Annotated in this window: 12 protein-coding genes; 6 read left to right on the forward strand and 6 right to left on the reverse strand. The window is 42.2% G+C overall.

Annotated elements, in window-relative coordinates; genetic code table 11:
- Positions 1–26: 26 nt before the first annotated feature.
- Together ACRWQN_RS00240 and ACRWQN_RS00245 are read right to left on the reverse strand one after the other, a co-directional pair.
- Complete coding sequence (locus ACRWQN_RS00240; RefSeq protein ID WP_434939367.1) at positions 27–398, reverse strand: hypothetical protein; 372 nt, start codon at positions 396–398, stop codon at positions 27–29.
- Complete coding sequence (locus tag ACRWQN_RS00245) at positions 395–1,009, reverse strand: tRNA-uridine aminocarboxypropyltransferase (protein ID WP_434939369.1); 615 nt, start codon at positions 1,007–1,009, stop codon at positions 395–397. The genes ACRWQN_RS00240 and ACRWQN_RS00245 overlap by 4 nt, the downstream gene beginning before the upstream one ends.
- Positions 1,010–1,093: 84 nt before the next feature.
- Between ACRWQN_RS00245 and ACRWQN_RS00250 the strand changes: the two genes are divergently transcribed.
- Positions 1,094–2,092 (forward strand): putative porin, encoded by a 999-nt coding sequence (locus ACRWQN_RS00250; RefSeq protein WP_434939370.1) that lies wholly within the window; start codon positions 1,094–1,096, stop codon positions 2,090–2,092.
- Positions 2,093–2,179: 87 nt separating this feature from the next.
- Here the strand turns inward: ACRWQN_RS00250 and ACRWQN_RS00255 are convergent, their stop codons facing one another.
- Positions 2,180–3,379, reverse strand: a complete 1,200-nt coding sequence (locus ACRWQN_RS00255; protein ID WP_226412669.1) for a multidrug effflux MFS transporter — start codon at positions 3,377–3,379, stop codon at positions 2,180–2,182.
- A 158-nt stretch (positions 3,380–3,537) separates the two neighbouring features.
- Here ACRWQN_RS00255 and ACRWQN_RS00260 point away from each other — a divergent pair, with 158 nt between their 5' ends.
- From ACRWQN_RS00260 to ACRWQN_RS00270, 3 genes are all read left to right on the forward strand, one after another.
- Positions 3,538–4,512 (forward strand): LysR family transcriptional regulator, encoded by a 975-nt coding sequence (locus ACRWQN_RS00260; protein WP_434939371.1) that lies wholly within the window; start codon positions 3,538–3,540, stop codon positions 4,510–4,512.
- A 159-nt stretch (positions 4,513–4,671) separates the two neighbouring features.
- Positions 4,672–5,034 carry a hypothetical protein gene (locus ACRWQN_RS00265; RefSeq protein ID WP_434939373.1) on the forward strand — a complete coding sequence of 121 codons (363 nt, stop codon included), beginning with the start codon at positions 4,672–4,674 and terminating at the stop codon, positions 5,032–5,034.
- 188 nt (positions 5,035–5,222) lie between these two features.
- A complete protein-coding gene (locus ACRWQN_RS00270; protein ID WP_434940575.1) occupies positions 5,223–7,178 on the forward strand; it encodes a methyl-accepting chemotaxis protein in 1,956 nt (651 codons plus the stop codon).
- Positions 7,179–7,533: 355 nt separating this feature from the next.
- On the opposite strand, the gene ACRWQN_RS00275 is transcribed toward ACRWQN_RS00270, so the two are convergent.
- Together ACRWQN_RS00275 and ACRWQN_RS00280 are read right to left on the reverse strand one after the other, a co-directional pair.
- Entirely contained in the window at positions 7,534–9,021 is a 1,488-nt protein-coding gene (locus ACRWQN_RS00275; RefSeq protein WP_434939374.1) for a DUF4145 domain-containing protein, read from the reverse strand.
- Positions 9,022–9,060: 39 nt separating this feature from the next.
- Positions 9,061–9,813, reverse strand: a complete 753-nt coding sequence (locus ACRWQN_RS00280; RefSeq protein WP_434927480.1) for a hypothetical protein — start codon at positions 9,811–9,813, stop codon at positions 9,061–9,063.
- A gap of 158 nt (positions 9,814–9,971) precedes the next feature.
- On the opposite strand from ACRWQN_RS00280, the gene ACRWQN_RS00285 reads away from it, so the two are divergent.
- Both ACRWQN_RS00285 and ACRWQN_RS00290 read left to right on the forward strand, forming a co-directional pair.
- Positions 9,972–10,505, forward strand: a complete 534-nt coding sequence (locus ACRWQN_RS00285) for a DUF2780 domain-containing protein (RefSeq protein WP_434927481.1) — start codon at positions 9,972–9,974, stop codon at positions 10,503–10,505.
- Between the two features lie 158 nt (positions 10,506–10,663).
- Positions 10,664–11,113 (forward strand): TerB family tellurite resistance protein, encoded by a 450-nt coding sequence (locus tag ACRWQN_RS00290; RefSeq protein WP_434927482.1) that lies wholly within the window; start codon positions 10,664–10,666, stop codon positions 11,111–11,113.
- A gap of 6 nt (positions 11,114–11,119) precedes the next feature.
- On the opposite strand, the gene yjeH is transcribed toward ACRWQN_RS00290, so the two are convergent.
- Positions 11,120–12,409: an L-methionine/branched-chain amino acid transporter gene (gene yjeH / locus ACRWQN_RS00295; RefSeq protein WP_434939375.1), complete on the reverse strand. Its 1,290-nt coding sequence runs from the start codon at positions 12,407–12,409 to the stop codon at positions 11,120–11,122.
- Between the last annotated feature and the right edge of the window lie 44 nt (positions 12,410–12,453).

The raw sequence follows: 12,453 nt of genomic DNA on the forward strand, positions 1-12,453 counted from the left end.
GACACTCTATTGGCTCAACACTTAGGCTACTTTTCTTCACTAATTTGTTTTTCTTTAGCAGCCGCTTCTTGTGCTTGCTTTAAATATTTATTTTCGCGCTCAGCACGATCATCAAACTGTATTTTAGCCTTTTCACGTTGCTCATTCTGCCATTCCCCAGACTCTTGGCGCGACAACACATCTTGTTCGCGTTCAGCGGTAGCTTGCGCTGCAACACGCGCCTTGTCTAATTGCGATTGCGCTAACTTTTCAGAATCAATGCGGCCTTGTTCAGCTTGTTTTTCTAATGACATTTTTTTGCGCGGTTTTTCAGGATCGATTGGCTTAATGACATCACTTGCAAACGCGCTAGAGGTCAAGATAAATACCAAACACAGTCCTAATAATAAATACTTCATTTTACTTCCTTGTCATTTAATTGATAACGGGCTTTGATGTTTTCAGGCATGGCGCTCAATCTATGTTGCACCATAGCATCAAAAACGGCAAACAAAGGCTCTGTGTTTAAGGTTTTATCTAGCGCCGACAATAATAAAGCCGTAGCCTCTAAGGTAGATAAACTATCAGGCCGTTTTGCTTTGCGAATAATATAATTTGATGCGTGTTCAACATCTAAATGGATAGCGGGGTAGTGTTGCAGCCATGGATTAGACTGGAGTATTTTATAAGCTTTACGCCAAGTGCCATCTAGTAAAATAATGATGCTGTCGGCCTGAGCACCCGATTGCGACACAGTTTGACTATTTTCACTTGGATACACCACATATATTGGCTTGGAGGCTTGGGCTAGGTAAGCCTGTAACTCAATAAAATCTTCTGCGGTTTCACCCACAAACACCCGCATATTCGGCATAACTAAACGCATTAACCGAACGGTATTTTTAGCATGATTAACTTCACTTTCATGCTGCATCACTATGACATTTGTGCGCGCCTGTAATGGGCTAATCGCATGGCACACACAAGCTGTTTGTGGGTAATCACAGACGGTACAGTAAGTTCTTTTCATCTTAAACCAAACCTGTTGCTTGAATACAGCAAACCATATAACATCATATTTTTACAATACTTTTACTATATCAAGGAAGAATAAATGACTAAGACAAGTTTGTCTTTAGCACTAATGCTGGCATTGGTCAGTTCGAACACGTTCGCAGAATCCTCTGACACTTTTCAACATGAAGCCGAGCTAGGCTTTCTAGACTCTACTGAAAACTCTGATGGCTTACTCAATCTCAATTATAGTTATTATTTTGAGCCTGTTAATCAAGCTGACGTCCCCTACGCATTGGCGCCATTTCTCAATCAATATTCTACCATTTCAGCCCGCTATGCCGTAACCGATTACCAAGATTTATATAACATTGCGGGTGAATATGTCTTTGACTCTAAATTTTTTATTGGTGGAGATTATACTAGAAGTACCACTGACATGGATCTACTGAACGCTTCAGGAGATGGCCAAAATAGTTACGGTGCTAATTTAGGATATTATTTTACTCAGCAGTCAAAATTGACCTTATCATACGCATGGCAATCAGACGATGAAACTCATCGATTCGAAAGCGATCAACTTGATGGTAGATATTATAGTTATGAGTATAAAAGCGATGTGATTAAGCTTGATTATCAACATTATCTCCCTTTTGAATCAACATCAGGGTTAATGCTAAATGGTTTTATACTGCACTCTAATAATACAAATGACATTGCATATACTATCGTTGAGGGGCAAGATGACAATATTTCATCGCGCATCACTAACAGTGAAAATTCGCTAACCGTACTCGGTGTTAACGCTGATTGGTATATCACTGACTCTTGGTCTGTTGGTGGACTGTATACCCATTTTAACAGTGATTATGATATTAATAGCGTAAACGTTATTACTACGCCTGATACCGTCGTTAATGATAATAACAATTACAGCAACACGAGTTCAGCTAATGTATATTCAGTAAATACTCGTTATTTCTGGCGCTTCTCTGATATTTTCTCGGCTAAAGCATCAATTGAGCAAACGTTTACAGATTCTGAGTCAGACCCTGATTATCAGACCTCATTGGGTATCGCCATAAACGCTCGATTTTAAAGCGTAGTGACCTAAATCCCAAAAGCCCATTACTTTACTAATGGGCTTTTTTTGCTTCATAAGCAATCAGTGCATATGCCTATTCAATTAAGCATGCTGCTCTTGGTGCCAATGATTAAAACGTTTCATGCCCATCATCAGCAATAACACACTGCACAATCCCCCCATTAATAAGGCTATTGCATAGGGCGCTGGAATATCCGTTAATTGAATAAGTGCGGTTAATATCGCTGCGCCGCTCATTTGAATACAACCTAGCATGGCCGTTGCTGTACCCGCACGCTCACCAAAGCCTGCCAATGCCATGCTAGTCGCTGGGCCAAGTAACGCCGCAAAGCCTACACATAACAACATCATGGGTAACATAAACCCAAAACCTGCCGCTAAGCCAGTTTGTGGGCCCACTAACTGCATCACCACTTCAATAGCCGCGGCTGCAACCATAAAGTTAAGTGCTACAACCACACCAGCACGATTACCGATGCGCTTTACTAATATCGGCGCAGCAAAACAAGCTGCAACATTCACCACGGCATTGAGTCCAAATAAGGCACTGAACGTTAGCTCAGAAATACCTAAACGACCAATTAACCACACTGGGGCATAAGACACATAACAAAGAATAGAAGCCATTGCGACCATACAAGCCGAGGCATAAAACATGAAATGACCATCACTTAACACCGGCTTATAGCGTCCCCAACGATATAATTTACCTGAGGTATCAGTGTTAAGCGGTCGAGTTTCAGGAAATTTAAAGCCAACAATAAACAACACGATAATGGCGTATAACGCCATAAAAATAAAGGTCGAACGCCAACCAAACTGCAGCGCCAATAATCCACCTAATGTGGGCGCAAGTGCGGGCACCACACAAATAGCGCCATTAAGGTAACTGTAAATCGAGCCACTTTCTTTATTGCTGTAGCAATCACGCACCGCACTAAACACTACAATAGACGTTGAACACGCGGCTAGCCCCTGAAATACCCTTGCAAGTTGCAATAACTCAAACTCAACCGCATAAGCCCCCAGAAAGCTACTGACGCCATAAAGCACAATACCAAAAATCGCAATCGGTCTGCGGCCAAAACGATCAGCAAGTGGGCCAATCAGAATTTGCCCAACACCCATAGCAAATAAAAACAGCACTAACGTGGATTGCACCTGGCTGTCTGACACACCGTACTCTAATGCCATGGTAGGCATAGAAGGCAAATAAATATCAATCGCCAAAGGGCTTAGCAGCACCATCAACATTAATAACGGTAATAGATTACGTTGCATCAAATTTCTCACTCGATTTATAGATTAACCACAGACTTGTATGTGTCTCACCTCAATCGTTATTTCTTATTGAGGTTAATCAGTAATATTAGCGCATTAGTGGTATGACAAGAAATGATATAAAATCCATAATGAATTTCCACAAAGGAATAACTGCTGTGAATTTAGACAACCTTGCCCGCATTGACTTAAACCTGCTGGTTACTTTACAAGTATTATTAGAAGAACAAAGCGTGACCCGTGCCGCTAATCGGTTGCATTTAAGCCAGTCAGCGTTAAGTAAAAGCTTAAACCGATTGCGTGACACTTTAGACGACCCATTATTTCAACGCACAGCCCACGGTTTAAAACCAACTGCCCATGCACTGGCATTAGGCAAAGTGTTACCACAAGCTTTACAAAACTTGTATCAGTTAACCTTACCACCTAGTTTCGATCCCGCCACCAGCCAGCGTCACTTTGCTTTTTCTATGGTTGAAAGCGCTTATGAAACATTAATTCCTTACTTTATCGGTTCACTGCTACAGCAGGCGCCTCAATTAAAGCTAGACACTTACGGCTGGACAGAAAAATCGATTTACGACTTACAACACGGCCAAATAGACTTTGGCATTGCGGGTCGTGATATGCATCCACACTCACAATTTAAAGAGGATAATCTTGCTGATGGCCTGCAATACCAAACCTTGTTTAGCGATAATCAAGTGTGTTTAGTCCGTAAAAATCACCCTATTTTATCTGCATTACAACAAGGTCACTGGCATCAAGAGGCGTACCTTGCCATGAGCCATGTACAAGTTCGCTGCGAAGGTAATGACTGGTGGGCATTGGATTACTTTCTCGCAAATAGTAATTATCATCGCCGAATATCCACAACTGTGCCCGACTTTTATGGTGCGGCCAGTATTTGCGCCCATACCGATTTAATTTTCACTTTACCATCCAGTTTTGCGCACCATGCACAAAACCTATATCCATTAGTGCAAATTCCCCTACCCTTTGAGTTTATGCCAATGGCCTATGTGTTACTTTGGCATGAGCGCAACAATCAAGACCCAGGTCATGAATGGGTGAGACAAATGATTGTTAATAGTATTCCCCAGGATCTCAAAGCATCACTCCATACTGAATAAACAAAAACCATCAATAATAAAAATCCCAGAAAACAATCATGTCACGTTGCACTGAGAACATTAACTCACTTTAACATGACATATTATGTCTAAAAGCGGCACACTAGCCTTTCAGTCTTCATTATTATTTATATGGGCTATTCATATTCAGGAGCCACTATGCAATTTAATCAATCATTTCGCGCGACCAATTTGAAAAACAACTTAACCGCAATGAACCCACTTTTGGCATTAGTAGCCTTTATTGGTCTGTCATTAATTGCCATGGTATTGCTGCCATTTATTTTGTTATTTTTATTGCTGAGCTTCATTACTTTTCAGCTACTAGGTCGTAAAGTTATTATCCCAAAAATGAAGCGTGCTTTTGAACAATCTCAACGCCAACAAGGTCACACATACGGAAGCGATGCTGATATTCAACGCGAACCTACTGCACCTTATGCTGATATGTTTTCGCCCGCGGGGAAACATCAACACAAACCAAACCAAGGTGGACGTACGTTTGAGCATCAAGCAGACTAATCTAATATTGAATCAAATGAGGATTTAATAATCCTCCCCCGATGTCACTCCCCCTTTTAGTGACATAGGGGAGTTAACACATCATTAAGCTACACCGCAATCAAGACTATATTTACAGCGAACACAGAACTGTAATATTAATGCCATATGCTGCTTTTATTCATGCCATTTATGTGAGTATTAGCCCCTTGAAAATATCCACTCTATCTTTAGGCGCATCAGCGCTATTACTGCTGCTGGCAGCGTTGCTAGCAACAACCGTTTTATGGAGCAATCAACAACGACAAGTCAGTGAACAACTGAATCAAGACTTACAAAAAATCCAGCATAGTTTCCAATATGGAATCAGTCGTAATATCGATAAATACTTACAAACAGGTCAAACGAATTACCTTGAACAAGCGCGTAATGACATTACTAAAATTAATGCAGACATTACTCGGTTACACCAAGTTCATCCTTACCTAAACAGTGCTTCTTTAACCACATTGATGACGCAATTAATTAGTGATTTAGACACTAAGTATCGCGCAGCGGGTAAGCTAGCAGGCAACCCAAGACAACTATTGGCATTTTCTGAATCAGAAATGCTCGACTACAGTCGTAACTTAAGCCGCTACGCCCAATCAGCTTCGCAAGACATTCACGACCTCAATATCGCACAGCAATATCTCGCGCTTAGTGTTGAGTTACCCAGCTTAGTGTATACATTGTCTCAGCAAACCCAGGCGATATTAATCGACAAAGATAGCGGCGTGGCTAACAACCTAAATTTTTCTATCAATGCCCTAAACCTGTGGCACGATAAATTAGATAAGCTGCCTTTATTGGGCATTTACCAGACCGAAGAAGCGGATGAGTTTGCCTTAGGTGATGATGAGCCTACCCAAATTGAAACAGGCGAAACGCCACGGGCAGAGTTACTCAGTCTGACACAGCGCTACGGTAAAGAGGTGGCGAATACTGAGCAGATGTTGACAGAAAATCAGCGAGTACAAGCCGCATTAATCAAAGCTACCAACCAGGTAGAGTATCAGCTTGTCGCATTAGCAAGCACCCAGCAGGCAACTGACCAGCAATTAAAAGTCAATTTACAATGGCTGCTTTATAGCATGGTAACCTTGCTGGCACTCTTTTCAATCGGTTATTTCATCTTGCAGCAACGCCGAGTTGTCGCGCCATTGAAAAAGCTAAACCGCGCGTTTTTATTATTAAGTGAATCTAACCAAAGAGAACCGCTTGCGGTAAATAGCCAATGTGAAACCGGGCAAATCGCCGCACACTTTAACCAGTTATTACAAAGGTTTGAGCAAGAAGATAATAAACAAAAGCACAATATGGCTAAGGTGTCACAATCGTTAAGTGATTTAGTGGCAAGAATTGGTTCATTATCAAACAGCACCCAACAAACCCAAACTGTGGTACAACAAGCACAAGGTCAAACCGCGGATTTAATTGAACTAGCTAATCAAGTCAATCAGTCCTCTACCGCATTAACAGCCACTGCCCAGCAAACCATGACCGACATGCAGGCTAGTCAACTAGAAGCGCAGGAAGTCCTTACCGCCACTAACCATACATTACACACAGTCACTCAATGTAACCATTCACTATCACAACTCAGTACCTCTGTGAGTGATGCTGCTAAAATTGTTGATGTGATTGGTAACATTGCCGAACAAACCAACTTATTGGCATTAAATGCAGCTATTGAGGCAGCAAGGGCTGGCGAACAGGGACGAGGATTTGCGGTTGTCGCTGATGAGGTGCGTAACCTGTCACAACGCACTCAGGTATCGCTAAAGGAAATAATGGCAATTCTCACCCAACTTACCCAGTCAAATAGTGCACTCAGTAGCAGTGTCAGTGATATAAGCACAGCATCAGCGCAACAGAAAACCCGTGCACAAAGCTTACTTGCCGTTGCCCAGCAAGTTCAACAACAGGCCAATGTTATGCTCAACAGTGCCAGCCAAGGCAGCGATTTTGCCAAACAGCAGGTGCATCATCTTGATGAGTTTGTTATCGCCATGGACAACTTAATGCAACGTGCCAAGCATGCATTTGAACAAAGTGAAACCATTGCATCACAAGTGAATAATAGTGTCGATAATATTGAGCAAAGCCTTGGAATTACTGGTTAGAGTTAAGGGGCAAGGATCATCAGACTGATCTAATCCTGTTACTGATGTAACAGGATTAGCGATTGGCATCGTTAAACATTAAAAATACATCGATAAAATGAAGAGGTCTCGTGTTATGTGATACCTCTCTTATAAAGCACGTGCGACAAACGTTATGCGTTGAAAACGCGTTAATTTACCTTCAATTCAGGTAGAGATGCATTCAATTAGCTAAATTCAACACGTTTAACCTATTTTATAACAAACTTGTCATCTGTTTTGAAAACAAGGCGCATTAACACGTCAACAGCTTGCCTATTGCACGTTAATCTAACGCTATTAGCAAGAAAAAGGGCTATTTGTTAAGTGTTTACTATCACGAGCTTAGATTAAGCATATGTTTTGCTTGTTGCAGGGCAGCCAACTCACCTTCACTAGGCTGAAGCGCGGTCACGCAGTGGTTGTCAATAACACTGTCAATTTGCATTAATAGCGACTGCCACAAGGGCGCTACTACTTGCCGCTGAATATCATTACCATGCAATTTTGCCTGTTGTAATAAGTAAGCTGATTGCACCACATCGACTCGACCTAACATACCGTCAGCCAAAGCAACGCTGAGCTCAATCATTGCGGTAACATTATGGCCATATTTAATCACATCATGTAAGTAGCGCTCGGCTTGTTCTAGTTCGGCTTTAGTGGCGTGTTCATGGTGAAGAATAGTCGTAGCGCAATGTAACATGGCATCTAACTGGCCTTGACTGGCCGCTTCTTGCATCCATATTTGACTTTGCTCAAGCTGCACATCGATATTATCGCCAACATTTAAAGCCAACTTTTCGGCTAATAGTAACGCTAAATGATACTGCGCCTGAGGATAGCCAGACTCTGCCGCTTTGCTCATCCAAACATATGCCTTTTGGTATTCACCCGCTTCATAAAACAATACCCCAAGATTAGACATAGCTTCAACATTATCAGCTTCAGCCGCTTGGGTTAGCAATAATTTAGCCTGTTCAACATCAGCACCAAACACCTCACTGCCCACCAGATAAAAGTAACCCAGTAATGCTTGAGCATCGGCAATGCAATGCCTAGCGGCTTGAGCAATAAGTAACTCGCCTTGTTTTGTGTACTGGGCTTTTTTTGCTGGGTCAAAATCAGCATAACCATGTAGCAAGCTGACACCGTGTTCATATAATGCCGCATGCTCAAAAGGTGCTGCCTGGGCAAACCAATAAGCCGCCTGAGCAAAAAGTCGCTGCATCTCATCCTGATTAAACTGTGGATTATGTGTTTCACCGGGAGCAACAGCTTGAGTGCCTGTTTGATCTTGAGCCATTAGTGCTTGAGCTTTTAGCGACATTGCCACTAAATACTGAGCATGATGGTCATTGTGCATCATGGCGCGATAGCATACATCTCTGCCCGCCAATGAATCAAAAGGCACAAATTGATAGGCAGGCGCTGACGCTTGGTGCACTAACGGATAAAGCTGCTTGATCACGTCAATAATGTGCTTAATTGATTTTTCAGCCAAGGACACTAATTGATGTTGGGTAAGATGATATTTTTCTGGATGAGCACCACGATTACCGTCAGCACGCAATTTATGCATGGTACGAATAGCAGTAACGTCAATAAGGCGAGCTTGGTTTAATTGCTCAATGCGATCGTATAGATTAGGCCCAATAAACTCTAGCTGATGCTGTTTAGCAACTAGGCTGGCAAGTTTGTGAGTAAAGCTGCGGATATAAACCAGCGCTTGAGTGGGAATGTCACGAACATAACTCTTTGCGCTGGCATAATCTTCACCAAGTTCAATGGAGAATTGGCTAACTAACTCAGTATCAGTTATCAATAGACTCTCCTATCAACTCAGTAAATTAGGTCTAATAAATTACACTTCTGTGTGGTTATCATCATCGGTTGAGGCGTCATCTATAGGAGCATCAATTTTACGATTAACCATATAGAGACGGAACAATGCCACGTTAATAAATAACCCAAAAAAAGCGAACACAGTGTCGGTAATTAATTGCAGTGGAAAACCAACTTGTGCAGCCATTTGTGAAAGCGTACCACTGATTAATATGAGTGGCAGATACAACATTAATATCGCAATGGTTTTAACCGTAATCGGCCCGGTAAATATAAAGCTAGCTTTAATGGCTTCCAATGGCGTTAAACGCTCAACAATAACCATAAAGTTCACATAAGCTAAGCGCGAAAATAAATAAAAACTAATCCCAAAGCCCACTATGCCAAATGGACCAAAGGCAGCAAATAGCATCACTGGGGTTAAAATAGCTAAACCAGAAAACACTCCCGCAAGTAATAAAGGCGGCACAAATTGAATGCTTTGTTTAAATACCATAGCGGTTGAAACATCGTGGCCACGTGAGCGCACCTCTAGGTATACCGTAATTGCTGCTATCAATATAGAAAACAGTAACAGCAACACCATCATGGCTGCGGCGTGAATACTACCAAACTCTGGCGTTTCAGCCTGGGCTTGCATCAACATCTCATTACCCAGCCAAAGCTGGATCATCACTTGTATCAGTAATAACGGAAAGGTTATTGCGGCAAGTTGGCTAATATGATTACGAAAAAAATTATAGGCTTCAGTCAAAATCGCTGAAAGTGACATAAGTGAGATCCCAAAAATCGGCTTAAGATGATTATGGCGCTAAGGATACCCAAAATTGATCGAGTTTGCACAAAACAAAATCTTCATATGTCGTATAGAGGCAAAAAAAGTTAACATAATGCCAATATCAGCACTATTTTTACCAAAGGATCAACTTTATGAACCGTTCTATTATTGCCTGTTCAGTATTATCAGCCGTATTACTCTCTGCTCCAGTAAATGCTGGTTGGTTAGACAATGTCACCAAAAAAGAAGTTGTCCCCGTAGCAACCCAAGCTGCTGCAGTAACTGGGTTAGCGGATAACGCCTTAGTGGGCAATGTTATGTCCCAACTTGGCTTAACTGAGCAACAAGCTGCTGGCGGCTTAGGCTCGATACTTAATTTAGCCCAGTCAAACCTAGGCAATAACGATTTCAGCACCTTAAGTAACAGCATTCCCGGCATAGACTCATTATTAGGTGCAGTACCGGCCATGGGTGGTGATTCAGGTATGTCAGGCTTATTGTCAAAAGCAGGTAACCTAGGTTCATCATTCCAGGGCGCTGCAGTTGTTTATGACTCTTTTGAAAAACTGGGTATTTCAAAAGAATATATTGCGCCTATGGTCGACATTGCTAAGCAATATTTACAGCAACAATCAGGTGAAGGCACAGTTGATTTGCTTATGAAAGGTTTAGGGTCGCTGCTATAAAACATTAGCCAAACCTTGTCAGCTAATTGATCTGCTCATTTACAAATATAAACATAAATTAATGCCGAGCACTGTGCTCGGCATTGTTGTCTTTGCTAGGATGTATGTTGATTAAGATGCGTCTTTGTTAGAAAGAGGCCAAATAAAGAGGAACAACGATGATTGCCAAACTCAAACAATTTATTCAAGCCCGCTCCCAGGCAGACAGCCCTGAAGATAAAACCCGTCAATTGCACCTGGCGGCAGCCACACTGTTACTCGAAGTGGTCTATGCAGATGAAACCTTGGATGACAATGAAGCAGCACTGTTACCTAGCATGCTTGCTAACGCATTGAATATCACTGCCGAGCAAACAAAAGAGCTAATTGAAGAAGCGAGCTTAATCAGAGGTAACGCAACCTCGTTATTTGAATTTACCGCTGAAGTGAATCAAGCGTTCAGCCTTGATGAAAAGCAGCAATTACTGCTGGCAATGTGGCAATTAGCTTATGCCGATGGTGAACTATCGCAACATGAAGACCAAATTATTCGCCGCTGTGCTGATTTACTTCATCTCAAGCACAGCGAACTGATCCAAATGCGTAATATCGCTATATCCCAAAGCTAGCTCAGCTTATTCCGGCAAGTGAGCCGGAGCCTGTATGGACTTGCTTTGTAAGTGTGTTTTTTGCCACCACATGAATGGGGCTATAACAAGGACCAACAAAACTGCATACAGCATGTTGTCAGCAAGGGCGATTCCAATGCCGACACAAAATAGGCAGCTAGCAGCCACTAAAGGCAGATAACGCTTACTCAATAGTTTAACCGCTGAGAGCATCGCCAATAAATAGATGATCACAAATACTCCATTGCTCCAGGCAATCAGTTTTTCTAAATCCTGATTAGAATAAAAGGTCAGCACAATCACTAATGCCATAGTGCCCAGAATGGCAAACAAGGCCCTAAACGGAACACCATGGCGATTTAGCACCACAAAGTATTTAGGTAAAATACCTTCTTTGCTAAAGCTCCACAGTAATCTTGCAGCGCTTCCAGCATAAACATTTACCGTTGCCAAACCACTGGCTATACCTAAAACACCGATTATTTGAGCACCATAACCGCGTAAAAAGCTATCACTCAGTAGGTAGTCAAACGCGCTTATCATCGCTACGCCACTTTTATCCGACGGCACCATTAACAATAAAAATGTACAGGCTAGGTAAATAACACCCACTAACACTGTACCCATTAAAATGGCAGGTAACATGTCCTTATCTGGGCGACGGAAATCACTAGCAAGATGGGTCATGGCTTCAATACCTAAAAAGCTCCAAAAACCTATGCCCATTGCCAACATGACTGTACTCACCTGTGGATGGCTAGTTTGGTTAAAAGACTCAAGTTGCTCTGAGTTGAGGCCACTTGCGCCAAATAATATTGCCACCACAGCCACAATCGCCACAGTTAATCCAAACTGTAGCTTGGCTGACACCTGAATACCGCGAATATTTAGGCCTAACAACATCAACACTACAAATAGTTCGGCGACTAATTGCCAGCCATTGTGCAGTGGCACTAATGCGTTCATAAATTGAAAGGTCATTAAAATTGCCGCAGGCGCACCAATAGGAATAACGAGTAGAAAAATGAGCCCAATGGTTCTGCCAGCAGTTCGGCCAAATGCTTTCTCAACAAAATAAGCTGGCCCAGCTGCGTGGGGGAAACGGCTCGCCAATAATCCAAAGACTAAGGCTACCGGAATAATGGCTAAGGTCAGAATTAACCAGCCTAATAAAGCCCCTGAGTCCGCCACTGCTATCGTCATTTGCGGTAATATAAACACCCCTGTACCCAGCAAAGTGGTGGCCATTAAGCCTGCGCCTTGCCAACGTCCTATGGTTCCTGTGATTTGATTCATTTGTTATTCTACTGGGCTTATTTTAGGTTATTATAGTGTCACAT

It is taken from the genome of Shewanella sp. HL-SH8 (genome assembly GCF_051165765.1).
Taxonomy (GTDB): Bacteria; Pseudomonadota; Gammaproteobacteria; order Enterobacterales; family Shewanellaceae; genus Shewanella; species Shewanella glacialimarina.